The following is a 17,932-nucleotide window of genomic DNA, read 5'->3' on the forward strand; positions in this document are numbered from 1 at the left end:
TGAAGCCTGACCCGAGGACGCTCCGATAATGAACACGGTCTCTCCTCCCGCCGCGGCGGGCGCGTCGAAAACAAGCTCACGCAGCAACGCCGGAAGCGCCGCGCGCATTGCGCGGTTCGTAGGCGTGCGGCTGCTGCTCGCGATCATCACGTTGTGGCTGTTGTCGGTGATCGTGTTCGCCGGCGGCCAGTTGCTTCCCGGCGATGTCGGCCGCGCCATCCTCGGGCCGCTAGCCGACGCCCGCGCGGTCGCCGCACTCAATCATCAACTGGGTGTCGACCGGCCCTTGTTCACGCAATATGCCGGCTGGATCACCCACTTCCTGCGCGGCGACATGGGCGAGTCGTATTCGTATCGCGCGCCGGTGGCGCCCTTCATAGGCCAGGCGTTGCTGAATTCGGCGAAGCTTGGCGCGTTGGCGTTTATCGTGGTCGTGCCGCTGGGCATTGCCGGCGGTGTCTACGCCGCGCTGCACGAGGGGCGCTGGATTGACCGGACCATCAGCATTGCGGGGTTATCGGCGACGGTGGTGCCGGAGTTCGTCTCGTCCATCGTGCTGATCCTGATCTTTGGCATCTGGCTGCAATGGCTGCCGATTGAAGCGACGTATCCGCCAGGGTCGAACGGTTTCGTCCAGTTGCAGCATCTGATCCTGCCGGTACTGCCGCTGGTGCTGGTGTTCTTCGGCTACATCGCGCGAATGGCGCGTGCAGGTACCGTTGAAGCGCTCGATGCCGACTACACCCGCACCGCGATCCTCAAGGGCCTGCCGCGCCGCGTGGTGATCATGCGGCACGTGCTGCGCAATGCGCTGCTGCCGACCGTCACCGTCGCAGCCACGCAACTCGGCTACATGATCGGCGGCCTGGTGGTGGTGGAGACGCTGTTTCACTACCAGGGCATTGGCTCGCTCATTTATAACGCAGCCAAGGGCAAGGACTTTCCCATGCTCGAAGCGGGCGTGCTGACTGTGGGCGTGATCTACACGGTGGCAAACCTGATCGCGGATGCGTTGTATGTTGTGTTGAATCCGCGCTTGCGGGTGGGGAACGCACAATGAGTACCGCAACCGTCGCCCCCGCGCCGCACAAGGCACCGCGTTTTGAACGCAGCAAGGCTCTGCTGCGCTCGCCCACGTTCGTGATCGGCGCGCTGATCCTGTTGTTCTGGGTCGCATGCGCACTGATAGGGCATTGGGTCGTGCCGCAGGACCCGTATGCATCCGATCCGTTGAACTCGCTCACGCCGCCCGACGCCACGCACTGGTTCGGCACCGATCAGCTCGGCCGCGATGTGTTCGCCCGCGTGATCGTCGGCGCACGCGACATTCTCACCATCGCACCATTGGCCACGCTGCTTGGCACAGTGGCGGGGACGGCGGTTGGCTTGATCGTCGGTTATTTCGATGGATGGGTGGACAACGTGGCCGGCCGGCTGATCGACGCGGTGCTGGCGTTGCCGCTGGTGATCGTTGCATTGCTCGCCCTCGCGGCGGTTGGAGCGAGCAACCTCACCGTGATCCTGGTGATCGGCATCACCTTCACGCCAATCACCGCGCGCACCGTGCGTGCCGCGGTGTTCGCCGAACGCAATCTCGACTACGTGCTGGCCGCGCAATTGCGCGGCGAAAACGCGTTCTACATCATGTTCGCGGAGATCCTGCCGAACGTGCTGCAGCCGATCATCGTGGAAGCCACCGTACGGCTGGGTTATGCCATTTTCGCGGTCGCCACGCTGTCGTTTCTCGGCTTCGGCATTCAACCGCCGTCCGCGGACTGGGGCCTCGCACTCTCGGAGTGCTACACGCTGATGGCGGGCGGCGCGTGGTGGACGGTCGTGTTCGACGCCGCGGCGATCGCCTCGCTGGTTGTCGGCGTGAACCTCGTCGCCGACGGCATCCAGGGAGTGCTCGATCGATGAACGGACCGCCGCCCTCTGCCTTCCCCATCTTCGATGGATCGAAGAGCGCCGAAACCGACGCACTGACTATTGTCGGCCTGACGGTTGCGTACCGCTCGCGCGGCCGCGACCGCGAAGTATTGCAGGACATCTCGCTGCGGGTGAAACGCGGCGAGGCGTACGGGCTGGTCGGCGAATCCGGCTGCGGCAAATCCACCGCCGCGCTCGCAATAGTGCGTTATCTGCCGCGCAGCGGCCGCGTGAAGTCGGGGAAGATTTCGATCGCCGGCCGCGACATCGCTGCGATGGACGCCGACGTCTTGCGGCACATGCGCGCCAACGCGGTATCGATGGTTTATCAGGACCCGGGCCGCGCGTTGAATCCGTCGCTGACCATCGCGCGGCAGGTGTCTGAAGCATTCGAACTCGCGGGCGCGTCGGCGACTGAAGCGCTGGAACACACCATCGAGATCTTGCGGCGCGTGCGGATCGCGTCGCCCGAGCGCGTGATGGATAGTTATCCGCATCAATTATCGGGCGGCATGCAGCAGCGCGTGGTGATCGCCATGGCGCTCGCGTGCAATCCGGAGTTGCTGATCCTCGACGAACCCACTACCGGGCTCGACGCCACGGTGGAAGCCGAGGTGCTCGACCTGATCGCGCAACTGCGCAAAGAGCTGGGTACAGCGGTGCTTTTTATCAGCCACAACCTGGCGGTGATCGGACGGATGTGTGATCGCATCGGCGTGTTGTATGCCGGCAAACTGGTCGAAGAAGGCACGACACGCGATGTATTGGCGCGGCCGCGGCATCCGTACACGGTCGGTTTGCTGCGCTGCCTGCCGACCACGGGACGCAGCAAGGACACAGGGCGGCTCGACACCATCCCCGGGTCGCTGCCGCTGCCGGGATCGGTGACGCAGGGGTGTATCTATGCGCAGCGCTGCAAGCTCGCCGATGACCGTTGTCATCGTGACGCGCCGCCGCCGTATCGTGTCAAGGCCGCGCACGGCGACCAGATGGCGCGCTGCCACTATCACGAACGCGCGACCGAATTGCCGCGTGCAACCCCCGAGGTCCTTGGCGCGGGTATCGATCGGACGGATGCACCGGTTGCGTTGCGCGCGGAGAATTTATCGAAGACGTTTCATGTCGGCGGGGAATCGCTGAGAGCGGTGCACGATGTATCGCTTGAACTCGCGCTGGGCGAAACGCTTGGGCTTGTCGGTGAATCCGGCAGCGGTAAGACAACCCTCGCTAAGCTCCTGCTGGGCTTGCTCTCGCCGGACGCGGGCGGGTCCATAGAACTCGATGGCGCCGCCCTGCCCGCGCGCGTGACAAGCCGCAATGACGAGCAGGTCAAGTCGCTGCAGATCGTGTTCCAGAATCCGGATTCCGCGTTGAACCGGGCGCATTCGGTGCGCCGGCTGATCGCACGGTCGTTGTCGAAACTCGGCGCGTTGCGCGGCGCGGCGAAGGAAGCGCGGCTGCAATCGCTCACTGCCGCCGTGCGTTTGCCCGAACGGTACCTGAGTTCGCGCACGCGGCAATTGTCGGGCGGGTTGAAACAGCGTGTGGCGATTGCGCGTGCGTTCGCCGGCGATCCGAGAGTCGTGGTCTGCGACGAGCCCACCTCCGCTCTCGACGTCTCCGTGCAAGCCGCCATCCTGAACCTGCTCGTCGACTTGCAGCGCGAACGCGGCGTGAGTTACGTGTTTATCTCGCACGACCTGCATGTGGTGCGTTATTTATCCGATCGTATCGCCGTGCTGTATCTCGGCCGGCTGATGGAGATCGGCCGGGCGACGGACGTGTTCGACGGACCGCATCATCCCTATACCGAGGCGTTGCTGTCATCGATTCCGGCGATCGGCGATGAACCGCGGGCGCACGAGCGCATCCGGCTTTCAGGCGAGCTGCCGAGCCCGGCGAATCCACCCTCCGGCTGCGTGTTTCATACCCGATGTCCGCGCAAGATCGGTGCGATCTGCGAGCAGCAGGAACCACCGTACGCGCACGCCACCGATGGGCACCGGATTCGATGCCACATTCCCGTGGCCGACCTGAGGCGCTTGCAAAAGCCTGAATGAGCGCTTGGGTCCGCGCATGCGCATCAGGCCAGCATGTCTGCGTGTCAGCGGCCTGAAGGTTTAAAGCATTTCCAGCGAGCGTTTTGATTTCGGCGGTTTGAACTGGGTGTCGATGAGACTCAGTTCTTCCGTCGACAAATTCACCTCTCGCGCCGCCGCATTCTCGATCACGTGGGCGACACTCCCCGCTTTCGGGATCGCCATGACCTGCGGTTGTTGCAGGACCCAGGCGAGCGCGATTTGCATCGGGGACAACCCGCGGGCCTTCGCAATGTCATTCAGTACGCTTTGTTTCGGCAAGCGTGCGTGATCGACGGGGCTGTACGCCATTGCAGGCATATTGCGTTCGCGCAGCCATGGCAGGAGATCGAATTCGGGACCGCGCCGTGCGACGTTGTACAAGATCTGGTTGGTCGCGCACCGGTTGCCGTTTTCCAGCGCGAAGAGTTCGACCATGTCTTCCGTGTCGAAATTGCTCACGCCCCAGTGGCGGATCTTGCCCTGCGTTTTCAAGGCCTCAAAGCCACCGATCACCCCTTCAAGATCCTCGCCGCCACGCCAGTGCAGCAGGTATAAATCGATGCGGTCAGTCTGCAGCCGCTTGAGGCTTCGTTCGCATGCGGCCTTCACCCCGGCTTCGCTACCGTTATGCGGATAGACCTTGCTGACGATAAAAAGCGCGTCACGGCGATCCTTCAATGCTTCGGCGATCAGTTTTTCACTCTCGCCTTCGCCGTACATTTCCGCTGTATCGATCACGGTCAGGCCCAAGTCCACGCCGGCGTTAAGCGCTGCGATTTCCGCGTTGCGGGTTCTGGCGTTATCGCCCATTTCCCAGGTGCCCTGGCCCAACGCCGGAAGTTGCTCTCCCTTGGGAAGATGAACGGTTTTCTGCTGCGAAGTCATGGACGCTTCTCCTTTTATGCTTGATGTTGTTGGGCTCACGCCATGGCCCCCGGTTCAAACTTTTTTGAGTGCACGTGAGTGTGCATGAGTTCGCGCTATCCCGTGCACTCAACCCTTCATCAGACCAATCCCACCACCAGCGGTCCCAGCAGCGTCAGCAATACATTCGCCAACGCATAGGTGATCGCGAACGGAACCGTAGGCACCGCGCTTTCCGCCTTGTCCAGCACACCGCCAAACGCAGGATTCGCGCTACGCGATCCGGTCAGGGCACCTGCCAGAAGCGCTGCGTTTGTGTATCGCAACACGTATCGGCCGAACAGCATGGTGAGAACGAGCGGCAATATCGTGACAACGGCGCCCAGCAAAAAGATCGTGAGGCCGCTGTTCTTCACCGTCACCACAGCCGCCAGCCCGGAGTTCAGGCCGACCGCCGCCACGAACGCCGCGAGCCCGAAATCCTTCATCAATTGCGACGCCGCCGACGGCATCACGCCATACATCGGGTGCTTGCCCCGCATCCAGCCGAATACCAGCCCGGCCAGCAAACAGCCCCCGCCGGAGCCCAATGTCAGCGGCACGCCACCCACATTCACCACGATCACCCCGATCAACAAGCCGATCACAATCCCCACACCCATGTAGATGAAATCAGTCTTGTTGGTAATCGGCAATTCATAGCCCGCCGCATCGACGGCGCGCTTCGTATCCTGCGGCGAACCGTAGAACGTGATCACGTCGCCATGTTCGAGCTGGGTCTCCGGGAGAATCGGCAACGGCTGGTCCGCCCGGCGAATCTCCTGCACGAATACACCGTGCCGCAGATCACGATCCACGGTGGTGCGCACCGCGGCAATCGTCATGTGATTCATGCCCTTGCGCGTGAACACGCCCTGCCGGTTCTGCATCACGACACTGATGCCGTCGGTGTCCGCCACCTCTTCGCCAATGTTGGACGCCGCCGTCACCATGACCTCGCGCCGGCCGACGACCAGCACGATATCGTCGACTTGCAGCATCACGTCCGGCCTCGGCTCCACCGCCTTGCCCGCACGGCGGATTCGCTCGATCGTGATCATGTCGGATTCAGCCATCTCGATCTCGGCGACCGTCCGGCCTGCAGCTCCGCTCGCACTCACCGTGCCCGGACCAGCCTTGACGGCCAGCCCTCCCGGATCGGCACCGCCTGAGCGCACCGCCGCGCCTCTGCTGCCGCTGCTGCCCGTCACGCGATAAGCCCGCCCGACGAGCTCCGGCATCGCCGCCGTCTGTCCGGCCCCGTGCTCGGGCGCGCCGCCGAGCAAACTTTTCTCAGCCTCCGCGGCGGCTTCCTTCAAACCCTGCCCCATGAACTTCGGCAGGATGTTCACGCACACGATGATCGCGCCCAGCGACCCGAATACGTACGTCACGGCATACGCCACCGCCACGTCGCCCTGGAGCGCCTTGGTTTGCGCAACCGGCAGGCCGAGCCGGGCGATGGCATCGCCCGCCGTGCCGATGATCGCGGACTGGGTCAACGCGCCGCCTGCCAGCCCCGCCGCAATGCCCTTGTTCAAGCCGAACAGCTTCGCGCAGACGAGCACCGTCGCGAGCGCCGATACCGCGAGGAACACCGCCATCGCGATCTCACGCAAGGTCTTGCGCGACAGCGAATTGAAAAACTGCGGCCCCGAGTCGTAGCCGACCGCATAAATGAAGATCGCAAACATGACGGACTTGACGCCGTTATCGATCTGCACACCGAACTGGCTGATGACCACCGCCGCCAGCAAAGACCCACCCACCCCGCCAAGCTGGAACTTGCCGAAGTTGATCTGACCGATGAAGTACCCCACCGCTAGCGACAGGAATAGTGCAATCTCCGGCGATTTCGTCAATATCTGATGTATCCAATCCATAGTGCCCTCGCTAGTTTCGTGTGTCCTGCCCTACCCGCCTACGTGCCTATGCCACCTGTTACAACGTAAAAAGGATTCATCCCAGCTTGCCTGCCAGCCCGACGATCACCGGCCCCATCAGCGGCAGCAATACATTCGACAATGCATAAGTGATCGTGTAGCCGATTACCGGCGTCGCATTGCCGGTCACGCCGACCAGCGCGCTGATCGCGGGCGTGCTGCATTGCTGCCCGGCGATCGCGCCGAGCAGCATCGGCACTTCCAGTTTCAGCAACCAGCGCCCGACCGCGAGCGACACCAGCGCCGGCCCGAGCGTGATGACCACGCCCGCCAGCGGCAACGCGAAGCCATACTCTCGGATCAGGCGGATGGCGTCCGCGCCTGCCCCCAACCCGACCGCCGCGATAAACGTGCATAAGCCGAAATCCTTGAGCACTTGCGCCGCGGCGGAAGGCAGCGAACCGATCACGGGATAACGCGAGCGGATCCAGCCGAACAGCAGCCCGGACAGCAAACAACCGCCGCCCGTTCCCAGTGCGACCTGTACGTCGCCGAGGGGCACGCTCAAGTGCCCCGCGACAATCCCGGCAATCACACCCAGGCCCAGGAACACGAAGTCAGTCTTCAGCGTTGTGCGCACCACGTAGCCCAGCTTCGCCGCGCCGCGCCGCGCCGCACGTCCTCGGCCGCCCCGATCAGCGTCAACACGTCGCCGCGATGCAACTCCGTCCCCGGCAACGCCGGGATCGTGCTGTCCAGCCGCGTAACGGCCGATATATAAACGCCGTGACCATCGGCGGGCGTCGCACGGGCGCGCACCTGCGCTACCGTCAGGCCATGCACTTCGCGCCGCGTGAGCATGACGTCGAGGGTGGTGGCATAGACGTCGGCAACATCGCTGCCGGTGACTTCCTCACCAATCGCGGGCAACGCCTCCACGAGTGCCGCGCGACGCCCGCCAATCACGATCCGGTCGCCCTTCTTCAACACAAGATTTGGCTGTGCCTTGACCGGCGAGCGGCCGCGCATCACCCGTGCGACGGTGAGTTCGTTGCCATAGCGGCCTTCGAGGGTATCGACGCTCAGGTCCGCCGCGCCCGTGACGCTGACCTCGCGCGCCACCAGCGACGGTGCGGCCAGCCGCTGGCCCTCCGCCAGCACGCTGTCGCCACCGAGCGCGCGCCACAGGCGCTCGGCTTCATCGCGCAGATTCACGCGCAGCAACAGCGGCGCGATCTGGCTGGTGAACAACACGATGGTGACGAGCCCGAACAGGTAGCTCACGCTGTAGGCGGTGACAATGTTGGCCTGCAGCCGGGCAATCTCGGCAGCAGGCAGCGCGAGCTTGCCAATGGCTTCGGATGCCGTGCCAACCACGGCCGATTCCGTCGCGGCGCCGGCGAGCAAACCGGCCGCGGTGCCGCGATCCAGCCTGAAGAGCGCGACGGCGCCGAGCACGAGTCCGAGTACCACCACCAGCTCGACAACGGAAAGGAGCCCATAACGCCAGCCCCGGCCGATGTTCGCAAAGAATTGTGGTCCGCCGGTGAAACCCAGCGCGAAAATAAACAGCGCAAATGCAATATTCTTCAGATCCGGTGAAAGGCGCGCACCGCTTTGTCCGAGAATCAGCGCCACAATCAAGGTGCCGCATACCCCGCCGAGCTGTATGGGTCCGAACTTGAAAGAACCAATGAAAAAGCCGATTGCCAGGCTCGCGAACAATGCAATTTCGGGTTGACTCGCCAACAAGTTCCAGATCATGAAATTATCACCTCTATTGATTATTCAAATGCAACGATCAAGCGGCTTGAATTATTAAATTAAGGATTCGATTAATTATGATCGCGATTCTGAAATCGATGAATAGTGCGCCTCTTGGATGTGAGTTTGCCAGCCGTCAAGCCGGGACGGTATGAATTTAACTTCCTCCCTGATTTTTGACGCACGACCAACGTGTTTTTACTCAATAAAACAGCTGTTTGACTAAGTCCGGCAGAGTACCTCCCGGTTCGGCAAGGCGGATTGCCTGTTTGTATTCAATAAGCCAGGAGGCTTATCAGTGCCTCAAAAAACAGAATGACGTAACACAACTCTTGAAACAAGCATTTGAATAAATCAGACGATCCATTCCAAAATTTGCGCAAGTGTAAATTTTCATTGCAATGAATAAACAGATATGAAAGTCTTGCGGTTAATGCGGAATGCAAACGAGAAACGAAGGAAATATTGCAATTCCGCATAGGTGTCAATACGTTTTTTTTGGCGCCGATCAAAAAATGCCGTATGCGTGGTCATGCGCAATACGGTCCCACGCTGAGTTGGACCCTGAGAGGTAAGAGACGATGAATCAAATTCATGCCATGCGTGTGTTCGTACGAGTGTCGGAAACCGAGAGTTTTCGGAGAGCGGCACAACAACTCGATGTATCAAACGCGCTCGTTACTCGCGCAATTGCAATGCTCGAAGCGCATTTGCGCGCCCGGTTAATCAATCGCACTACTCGTAACCTCTCACTGACAGAAGCCGGCACGCGTTATCTTGAAGGCTGCCGCGCATTGCTCGAAGAACTCGATCATCTCGAGTCGATGGTGGCGCATACCGAGGGCGACCCCAGCGGCACATTGCGCGTTGTGGCTTCCGGATCGCTTTCGCTGATGGCGCTGACACCGCTGATAGACGGTTTCCGGCAGGTCTATCCAAAGGTGAACGTACGGCTCACCTTGTCCGAGCGTCATGCGGATCTGGTGGAAGACGGATTTGACGTTGGTATTGTCACGGCATTCATGGTCTCGAGCACGGCATTGGTCGAACGCCCGGTCGCCACCAACACGCTGATTCCCGTCGCGACGCCGGCTTATCTTGAAGAACACGGCTCGCCCAGCACCCCGGGCGACTTGCTGCACCACTCGTTCGTCGCGCTGCCCAGCGAAATGCGCAGCGCGACCTGGCACTTCCGGCATCGCAACAACGGCAGCGCGGATCAAGTCACGCTCGCGCCTGTCTATACTGTCAACAGCGCGTTGATGGTACGGCTGGGGACGCTTGCGCACATGGGCATTTCCATCATTCCCGAAGGGATTGTTGCGGCGGACCTGGAGGACGGTTCCCTGGTACGCGTGCTGGGCGATTACGCTACTGATGATCCGGACGTGAAGGTGTCGATCGTTTATCCGGGACGCCAGTATCTGCCGGCCAAGACGCGCGCGTTCATTGACTACACGCTCGAGCACATGGGCCCGGGCGGAGAAGTCGGATTGCCGCAGCCGGAAACCGTTCTCGCACGGCTTTCGATGGTGCCCCCGACAAGCGCGGTGGTTAATTAACTGACACAGATTTTCCAGGCTGGCGGGGAGACCGTTCGATGCCGATTCACATGATCGTCTTCAGCAGCCGGCAATATGACCGGGACGTCTTCACTGCAGCAAACGCGGCGTTTGGTTACTCCCTGCAGTTCCAGGAATCACAGCTCGACGCGCAAACCGCCGTGCTTGCTCACGGTTGCGCAGTGGTATGCCCTTTCGTGAACGACATCCTGGACGAAGCCACCCTGGAAACGCTTCACGAAGGCGGCACGCAACTCGTGGCGCTACGCTCGGCAGGCTTTAATCACGTCGATCTGGCAGCGGCAGTCCGGCTCGGAATTGGCGTCGTACGTGTGCCTGCGTATTCATCGCATGCGGTGGCCGAGCATGCCGCCGGGCTGATCCTGACGTTGAATCGCAAACTGCATCGGGCGTATGCCCGGACTCGCGATGGCGATTTTTCGCTTAACGGCCTGCTGGGTTTCGACCTGCATGGCAAAACGCTTGGGATTATTGGCACGGGCGTGATCGGACGGGTATTCGGACGCATCATGGCCGGGTTTGGAATGAAGCTGCTGGCGTTTGATCCTGGCGCGCCAGCAGCCGATCTTCTACAAGCGGGGGCGCATTATGTGCCGCTGGATACACTGCTGGCGGAGTCGGACATTGTCAGCCTGCATTGCCCGCTTTTACCTTCCACCTATCACCTTATCGACACCGCCGCACTCGCCCGCATGAAACACGGGGCAATGCTGATTAATACGGGCCGCGGCGGCTTGATCGACAGCCAGGCGCTCATTGGCGCCTTGAAAAGTGGCCAGTTGGGCCATCTCGGCCTCGACGTTTATGAAGAAGAAGGCGGGCTGTTTTTCGAAGACCATTCCGATCACATGCTGCAGGACGACGTCCTCGCGCGGCTATTGTCGTTTCCGAATGTTATCGCTACCTCGCATCAGGCTTTCTTCACACGCGAAGCGCTCGGCGAGATCGCCAATACCACGCTTGGGAATGTAAAAGCGTGGTTCGATGGCTCTCCGCGCTATCAGGTACTTCCCTGAGCAATTCATTTACCTGATTCGAATGCAGGCGGAATGTTTTTTATAGTTTCCGTCCGATAAATCGGCTTTTCCGATAATCCATCAATTCTTCATACAATTAATAATTACAAAATCATTTCAGCTTTATTGCGCAGGTGGCACGCCATTTGCTGTGGTTCAATGCCGTTTAGACGGCTGGGCTATCTGCGTCAGTCGTTCAGGGTCGCCCCGTTTCCGGGCCGGTCTTAGTCTGGCGTTATCGATTTATTCGCGAGTGGGGACCGGTTGGACGCATCGCAAGACTTGATTGTCGCGAGGCCGGAAGGCCTCTATTGCCCGCCGGGCGATTTCCATATCGACCCTTGGCGGCCCGTCGAGCGGGCAATCATTACCCACGCCCATGCCGATCACGCCCGCTTCGGGCATGCGAGTTATCTGGCGGCTGAACCGGGTGTCGGCGTGTTGCTGTCTCGGCTGCCGGGTATTTCGTTGCAAGGTGTTCCGTACGGCGAGCGCCTTATCGTCAACGGGGTCGCCGTGTCGCTGCATCCGGCCGGACACGTGCTCGGCTCCGCTCAAGTACGCGTGGAACATGCGGGGCGCGTCTGGGTCGCCTCCGGCGACTACAAGGTCGAACCCGATCCCACTTGCGCGCCGTTCGAACCGGTTCGCTGCGACACCTTCATCACGGAATCCACGTTCGGCTTGCCGATTTATCGATGGGACCCGTCCCGCACGATCTTCGACGGCATTAATTCGTGGTGGCGGCATAACGCAGCCGAAGGCCGGGCTTCCGTGCTGTTCTGCTATGCGTTCGGCAAGGCGCAGCGAATTCTTGGCGGAGTCGATCCGGCCATTGGCCCGATCTTTTGCCACGGCGCCGTGGAACCGCTGAACCGGGCGTACGAGCAAGCAGGCGTCCATTTGCCATCCACGCGGCCCGTCAGCGACATCGCTGCGAAAGACAAGACGGCGTTCAAGGCCGCGCTGATTATCGCGCCGCCATCGGCGCAGGGCAGCGCATGGATGCGCCGCTTCGGCGACTATAGCGACGCGTTTGCGTCGGGCTGGATGCGACTGCGTGGCACGCGGCGGCGGCGCGGCGTGGACCGCGGTTTCGTGCTCTCCGATCACGCCGACTGGCCTGGGTTGCAAACCGCGATCGATGCAACGGGCGCGCAACGCGTGATTGTCACGCACGGACAAATCGAGCCGATGGTCCGATGGCTGCGCGAACAGGGTCTGGAGGCGAGCGCGTTCAAGACCGAATTTGGCGACGACGCGATAGAAGCCGACGCAGCGGAGAGCGCCGCCGACCCCGCTCCTTCGCCCGCGGCCGACTCACAATGAAACGCTTCGCCGCGCTCTACGCCGCCCTGGACGCCACCACGTCGACGAAAGAAAAGCTCGAGGCGCTGATCGCGTATTTCTCGGCGGCCGAGCCCGAGGACGCCGCGTGGGCGTCGTATTTTCTGAGCGGCGGCAAACCTCGCCAGTCGGTACCAACCCGTCTTCTCACCGAGTTCGCCCGCGAGCGCGCCGGCTTACCCGAATGGCTCTTCGACGAGTCGTATCAAGCGGTCGGCGATCTGGCCGAAACCATCGCGCACATCCTGCCACCCGCACAGCGCACATCCGAACTCGGCCTCGCGCAATGGATCGAGGGACGCGTGCTGACCTTGCGCGGTCTGGAGCCCGCCGAACTTCGAACCCGCTTGCTCGGCTACTGGGACGAACTCGACTGGAGCGAACGTTTCCTGCTGACCAAGCTGATAGGCGGTGGCTTTCGGGTGGGCGTCGCGCGGCAGCTCGTCGTGCGCGCGCTCGCCGAAGTCGCGGGGGTGGATCACAAGCGCATTGCGCAGCGCATGGTCGGCTGGACCGACTCGCAGCAAGCGCCGGGCGCGGCGCGTTATCTGCGGCTGATCGGACCGGAAAGCACGGCCGAAGAAAACACCGCCACGCCGCACGAAAGCGATCTCGGTTTGCCCTATCCGTTTTTCCTCGCACATCCCTTGCAAGCCGATCCGACGACGCTCGGGATGCCGTCGGATTGGGTTATCGAATGGAAATGGGACGGCATTCGCGCGCAACTCGTGAAGCGCGGCGGCCGGGTGTGGTTGTGGTCGCGCGGCGAAGATCTCATCACCGACCGCTTTCCCGAACTCGCGTCGCTGGGTGCAGCGCTGGCCGACGGCACCGTCATCGACGGTGAAATCCTCGCGTGGGAACCCGGCGGCGACACGCCGTTGCCGTTTGCGCGGCTGCAACCGCGGATCACGCGCAAGACCTTGTCGAAGAAAGTGCTTGCCGACTCGCCCGCCACGTTTCTCGCCTACGACCTGCTGGAAGCCGGTGGCCGCGATCTGCGCGTCACGCCGCTGATCGAACGCCGCGCGCAACTCGACGCATTGGCCGCCGCGTTGGGCGAAACATTGGCGGTGGACTTGCTGCGGGTCTCGCCCATGGTCCATGCGCCCGATTGGGAATCCCTCGCCGCGTTGCGCGACGAAAGCCGTAGCCGGGGTGTTGAAGGCCTGATGCTGAAGGGACGCGAGTCGATGTATGGCGTAGGGCGAACGAAGGCGTCGGGGACCTGGTGGAAATGGAAGATCGATCCTTACGCCATTGACGCGGTCCTGGTTTATGCGCAACGCGGCCATGGCCGGCGCGCAAGTTTGTACACCGACTTCACCTTCGCTGTGTGGGACGAAGCCGATGGCGTGCGCACCCTCGTGCCGTTCGCCAAGGCGTATTCGGGCTTGACGGATGAAGAGATGCGCAAGGTCGATGCGGTCGTGCGCAAGACGACCATCGAAAAGTTCGGACCGGTGCGCAGTGTCACGCCGACGCTCGTGTTCGAGATCGGCTTCGAAGGGATCCAGGCGAGTCCGCGCCACAAGTCCGGGATTGCCGTGCGATTTCCGCGCATGTTGAGATGGCGCACGGACAAGCATATTGACGACGCCGATACGCTCGGCATGCTCAAGGGTTTCCTCGACGGGGCAGCGCCATGAGCGCACCGGCCGATGAGGATGAACGCAATGATCAGGATGCCAAATCAAAGCGCCATGTACCGCGTGCGCGCCGGGTACCGAAAACACGCGCGGCACAGGCGAAGGCCGATGCAGTGGCAGAGTTGTTTCGGCCCGCGCCGATAACCATCGACCCGGACGTGGCGAACCTGCCGTTCCAGGCACGTCTGGCCGCATGGTTCGAACGGCGCGGTTGGCAACCGTTTCCGTTTCAACGCGAAGTGTGGACCGGGATTCCAGGAGGCGCGAGCGGCCTGCTCCACGCGACCACCGGCGCCGGCAAGACGTGGGCAGTATGGCTGGGCGCGTTGGCGGCATACGTTCCCGAGGACACGAGACGCACCACGCTGCCCGCGCCGCTGACCGTGCTGTGGATCACGCCCATGCGTGCCCTCGCCGCCGATACCGCCCGCGCATTGCAGACTGCCGTGACAGAACTCGCGGTGCCGTGGAGCATCGGTTTGCGCACCGGCGATACCCCTTCCGCGGAACGCGCCCGGCAAAACAAGCGCATGCCGAGTGCGCTGGTCACCACGCCCGAAAGTCTCACGCTGATGCTCACGCGCGCAAATGCCAAAGACGAGATGAAGCACGTGCGGCTGATTGTTGTCGATGAATGGCACGAGCTGCTCGGCAATAAGCGCGGCACGCAAACGCAGCTCGCCCTCGCTCGTCTTGCGCACTGGCGGCCCATGCTGCAAGTGTGGGGGTTATCGGCGACGCTCGGTAATCTTGATCTCGCCCACGACGCGTTGCTCACGCCGGTGAAAACGCCGCGCGTCGTAGTGCGGGGCGCGCAGCCGAAAACGCTGATCGTCGATACGCTGATTCCTGGGACCATCGAGCGTTTTCCGTGGGGCGGCCACCTCGGCACACGTCAGGTTGGACCGGTCGCCGCCGAGATCGACCATGCACGCAGTTCGCTTGTTTTTACCAACACGCGCTCACAGGCCGAGGTCTGGTATCAAGCGCTGCTTGAATCGCGTCCCGACTGGGCGGGTCTGATCGCACTGCATCACGGTTCCCTCGATCAGGAAGTCCGCCAGTGGATTGAACTCGGGCTTAAAAACGGCCTGTTGAAAGCGGTGGTTTGCACGTCGAGCCTTGATCTGGGCGTCGACTTCCTGCCGGTCGACCGCGTGTTCCAGATCGGCTCGCCGAAAGGCGTCGCGCGTCTGATGCAGCGCGCGGGACGCTCGGGCCACGCGCCAGGGAGGACGTCGCGGGTGACGATCGTGCCCACCCACGCGCTCGAACTCGTGGAAGCGGCTGCCGCGCGCTGGGCCGTCGAGGAACGCCGCATAGAAGGCCGGGAGATGCCCGACAAGCCGCTCGATGTACTAGTCCAGCATCTGGTGACCATTGCGATAGGCGGTGGTTTCAAGGCACCCGATCTCTTCGATGAGGTACGCACGACGTACGCGTATCGCAACCTGACGCGGCAGGAGTTCGACTGGGCGCTGGCGTTTGTCGAACGCGGTGGCGCTTCGCTGGCGGCGTATCCCGACTTTCACCGTGTGACGCGCGATGCAGACGGTGTGTATCGCGTGCCGCGTGAGGATCTGGTCAGGCGCCACCGCAACAACGTCGGCACGATTGTCGCGAACGCGACCATCAACATCGCGTATATGACAGGTGGCCGGATTGGCGCAATGGAAGAGTCATTCATCTCGCGCCTGAAGCCTGGCGACGTGTTCACATTCGGCGGCCGCGCACTGGAGCTCGTGCGCGTGCGCGAGATGACCGCGTATGTGAAACGCGCAACGTCCTCGCGCGGCGCGATGCCTCAATGGGCCGGCAGCAAGATGCCGCTGTCATCCGAACTCGCCGATGCCACGCTGATGATGCTGGCCCGCGCCGTGAACGGCGTCTACAACGAGCCCGAGATGCAGGCTGTGCGGCCGCTGCTCGAACTGCAGGCGAAGTGGTCGGCGCTGCCCGAGCCGGGTGTGCTGCTGGTCGAGCTGATTCGTTCGCGCGAGGGGCATCACCTGTTCTGTTATCCGTTTGCAGGACGAATGGCGCATGTCGGGCTTGGGTCGCTGATCGGCTGGCGCATGGCGCGCGACCAACCGAGCACTTTCTCCATATCGATGAACGACTACGGCTTCGAGTTGCTGTCCGCGCAACCGTTCGACTGGGAAACGCTCATACGGGACGGACTTTTTTCGCCGGATAATCTCGAACACGACATCCTCGCGAGCCTCAATTCGTCGGAGCTTGCAGCACGGCGTTTTCGCGAGATCGCGCGGGTGTCCGGGCTGGTCTTCCAGGGTCACCCCGGGCAACAAAAAAGCGCGCGCCAATTGCAGGCATCGAGTGGACTTTTCTATGAAGTTTTTCGCCGGCACGACAGCGGCAACCTGCTGCTTGCGCAGGCCGAGGAAGAGGTCATGTTGCAGGAACTCGACCTGGAGAGGATTCGCACGGCGCTCGGGAGCATGAGCGCGAGCCGGCTGGCACTGACTCGCCCGAAGAAACCAACGCCCTTTGCGTTTCCGCTGATCATCGCGCGGTTGCGGGAGAAGGTGAGCACCGAGAAGCTGTCCGATCGCGTCGCGCGTATGCTCGCCGATCTGGAAAAGGCGGCACGCGCATGATGCTCGAGGCGTTGACGGTGGATATTGGCGGCCATGCGCTGGTGTTGTCGGCGGAGCGGGCGGCATTCGATCCGGTGCGGCAAACCTTGTTCATCGCCGATGCACATATCGGCAAGGACGCCGTGTTTCGCGCTCGCGGTATTCCTGTCCCGGAGGGCTCGACGGGGGAAACGCTTGCGCGCCTGGACGCCCTGATCCTGACGCATCGGCCGGTGACGATCGTGTTCCTCGGCGACCTGCTGCACGCACGTGAGTCGCATGCGTTGAGCACGCTTGGCGCGTTGGCCGAATGGCGCGGGCGGCATGCCGGCTTGCGGCTGATCCTTGTGGAGGGCAATCACGATCGGCACGCGGGCGGCCCGCCGGATGCGCTGGCAGTCGAGGTGGTTGCGGAGCCGTACAGACTCGGGCCTTGGGCGCTGTGTCATTACCCGCAGCGCGTGGCGGGCGCGTATGCGTTGGCGGGGCACGAACATCCGGTGTACCGGGTCGCGACCCGGCGCGATAGCGCGAGATTGCCGTGTTTTCGTTTCGGTGCAGAGGCCGGCGTGCTGCCCGCGTTCGGCGCGTTTACCGGCGGCTTCGAGGTGAACGAAAGCGCGCGCGGCGAGCGGGTCTTCGTGGTCGCCGGGGAACGGGTAATGGCGGTGCGGACTCAGTGATAAGTCATCTTCGACGAAGTCAGTTTCGTGAGCGTCCCGCGCTGGAACCTGTACCAGCCATCGGTGCTTTTCAGCACCACTTCATCGCGCTGCCAGAACACGCCGGTGAGTTTCATGCGTTTTGTCAAACGCTCGACCGTGGGTGGACGCCTGCTGAAATCGTAGAGAACGAGTTCGGGTGCGCCGGTATCGAACGCTTCGACAATCATCCGCGCACCCGACGGCTCGTCGAAATGCGCAATGCGGCGGGCGTTCAGTCGGTCGAAGGGTTTGCCATCGATCTGGGCTTCCATACTGTCTCCTTGCTGAACGAACACCACGCTGCCGCCCGTGGTGCGGATCGGCCCGGCGCTCACGTTGGCTTCCTGAGCCAATGCCCCCGGCGCGACCGCGAACGCCAGCAGCGCGGCAACAATCAACGGAAAAAATTGCCGGAGCGCAGTCATCAAGGTCCTTGTTGGAAAAGCAGGAATCCGCAACCTAGTCCGCGCGATGAC

At 62.3% G+C, this 17,932-nt stretch carries 12 protein-coding genes and 1 pseudogene; 9 read left to right on the forward strand and 4 right to left on the reverse strand.

Annotated elements, in window-relative coordinates; genetic code table 11:
• Positions 1-28: 28 nt before the first annotated feature.
• The 3 genes from AWB69_RS00965 to AWB69_RS00975 are packed head-to-tail and all read left to right on the forward strand — an operon-like array spanning position 29 to position 3,989.
• The gene (locus AWB69_RS00965) at positions 29-1,060 is read left to right on the forward strand and encodes an ABC transporter permease (RefSeq protein WP_062081108.1); all 1,032 of its coding nucleotides are present in this window, start codon (positions 29-31) and stop codon (positions 1,058-1,060) included.
• On the forward strand, positions 1,057-1,920 hold the full coding sequence (locus AWB69_RS00970) for an ABC transporter permease (protein ID WP_062081110.1): 864 nt from the start codon (positions 1,057-1,059) through the stop codon (positions 1,918-1,920). The genes AWB69_RS00965 and AWB69_RS00970 overlap by 4 nt, the downstream gene beginning before the upstream one ends.
• Complete coding sequence (locus tag AWB69_RS00975) at positions 1,917-3,989, forward strand: dipeptide ABC transporter ATP-binding protein (protein ID WP_062081113.1); 2,073 nt, start codon at positions 1,917-1,919, stop codon at positions 3,987-3,989. The genes AWB69_RS00970 and AWB69_RS00975 overlap by 4 nt, the downstream gene beginning before the upstream one ends.
• A 60-nt stretch (positions 3,990-4,049) precedes the next feature.
• Here AWB69_RS00975 and AWB69_RS00980 read toward each other — a convergent pair whose 3' ends face one another.
• The 3 genes and pseudogenes from AWB69_RS00980 to aspT form a co-directional block, all read right to left on the reverse strand.
• Positions 4,050-4,895, reverse strand: coding sequence for an aldo/keto reductase (locus tag AWB69_RS00980; protein WP_062081115.1), 846 nt, complete (start codon positions 4,893-4,895; stop codon positions 4,050-4,052).
• A gap of 119 nt (positions 4,896-5,014) precedes the next feature.
• Entirely contained in the window at positions 5,015-6,796 is a 1,782-nt protein-coding gene (locus AWB69_RS00985; protein WP_062081118.1) for an aspartate-alanine antiporter family protein, read from the reverse strand.
• Between the two features lie 76 nt (positions 6,797-6,872).
• Positions 6,873-8,560 (reverse strand): annotated as a pseudogene (gene aspT, locus AWB69_RS00990) (aspartate-alanine antiporter).
• A gap of 581 nt (positions 8,561-9,141) precedes the next feature.
• Here aspT and AWB69_RS00995 point away from each other — a divergent pair.
• From AWB69_RS00995 to pdeM, 6 genes are all read left to right on the forward strand, one after another.
• Positions 9,142-10,122: a LysR family transcriptional regulator gene (locus AWB69_RS00995; protein WP_082913213.1), complete on the forward strand. Its 981-nt coding sequence runs from the start codon at positions 9,142-9,144 to the stop codon at positions 10,120-10,122.
• 44 nt (positions 10,123-10,166) lie between these two features.
• A complete protein-coding gene (locus AWB69_RS01000) occupies positions 10,167-11,159 on the forward strand; it encodes a 2-hydroxyacid dehydrogenase (RefSeq protein WP_062081338.1) in 993 nt (330 codons plus the stop codon).
• 264 nt (positions 11,160-11,423) lie between these two features.
• Complete coding sequence (locus AWB69_RS01005; protein ID WP_062081121.1) at positions 11,424-12,488, forward strand: ligase-associated DNA damage response exonuclease; 1,065 nt, start codon at positions 11,424-11,426, stop codon at positions 12,486-12,488.
• Complete coding sequence (locus AWB69_RS01010) at positions 12,485-14,155, forward strand: ATP-dependent DNA ligase (protein ID WP_062081123.1); 1,671 nt, start codon at positions 12,485-12,487, stop codon at positions 14,153-14,155. The genes AWB69_RS01005 and AWB69_RS01010 overlap by 4 nt, the downstream gene beginning before the upstream one ends.
• On the forward strand, positions 14,152-16,773 hold the full coding sequence (locus AWB69_RS01015; RefSeq protein ID WP_062081125.1) for a ligase-associated DNA damage response DEXH box helicase: 2,622 nt from the start codon (positions 14,152-14,154) through the stop codon (positions 16,771-16,773). Before AWB69_RS01010 ends, AWB69_RS01015 begins: the two co-directional genes overlap by 4 nt.
• Positions 16,770-17,435, forward strand: a complete 666-nt coding sequence (gene pdeM, locus AWB69_RS01020) for a ligase-associated DNA damage response endonuclease PdeM (RefSeq protein ID WP_062081127.1) — start codon at positions 16,770-16,772, stop codon at positions 17,433-17,435. Before AWB69_RS01015 ends, pdeM begins: the two co-directional genes overlap by 4 nt.
• Here pdeM and AWB69_RS01025 read toward each other — a convergent pair.
• Positions 17,429-17,881, reverse strand: a complete 453-nt coding sequence (locus AWB69_RS01025; protein ID WP_062081129.1) for a hypothetical protein — start codon at positions 17,879-17,881, stop codon at positions 17,429-17,431. The genes pdeM and AWB69_RS01025 overlap by 7 nt on opposite strands.
• Between the last annotated feature and the right edge of the window lie 51 nt (positions 17,882-17,932).

The organism is Caballeronia udeis (genome assembly GCF_001544555.2).
Classification (GTDB): Bacteria; Pseudomonadota; Gammaproteobacteria; order Burkholderiales; family Burkholderiaceae; genus Caballeronia; species Caballeronia udeis.

Excerpts from the sequence above, each read along its gene's own strand:
- AWB69_RS00965 (WP_062081108.1), top strand. The coding sequence starts at position 29 with ATGAACACGGTCTCTCCTCCCGCCGCGGCGGGCGCGTCGAAAACAAGC.
- AWB69_RS00970 (WP_062081110.1), top strand. The coding sequence starts at position 1,057 with ATGAGTACCGCAACCGTCGCCCCCGCGCCGCACAAGGCACCGCGTTTT.
- AWB69_RS00975 (WP_062081113.1), top strand. The coding sequence starts at position 1,917 with ATGAACGGACCGCCGCCCTCTGCCTTCCCCATCTTCGATGGATCGAAG.
- AWB69_RS00980 (WP_062081115.1), bottom strand. The coding sequence starts at position 4,895 with ATGACTTCGCAGCAGAAAACCGTTCATCTTCCCAAGGGAGAGCAACTT.
- AWB69_RS00985 (WP_062081118.1), bottom strand. The coding sequence starts at position 6,796 with ATGGATTGGATACATCAGATATTGACGAAATCGCCGGAGATTGCACTA.
- AWB69_RS00995 (WP_082913213.1), top strand. The coding sequence starts at position 9,142 with ATGAATCAAATTCATGCCATGCGTGTGTTCGTACGAGTGTCGGAAACC.
- AWB69_RS01010 (WP_062081123.1), top strand. The coding sequence starts at position 12,485 with ATGAAACGCTTCGCCGCGCTCTACGCCGCCCTGGACGCCACCACGTCG.
- AWB69_RS01015 (WP_062081125.1), top strand. The coding sequence starts at position 14,152 with ATGAGCGCACCGGCCGATGAGGATGAACGCAATGATCAGGATGCCAAA.
- pdeM (WP_062081127.1), top strand. The coding sequence starts at position 16,770 with ATGATGCTCGAGGCGTTGACGGTGGATATTGGCGGCCATGCGCTGGTG.
- AWB69_RS01025 (WP_062081129.1), bottom strand. The coding sequence starts at position 17,881 with ATGACTGCGCTCCGGCAATTTTTTCCGTTGATTGTTGCCGCGCTGCTG.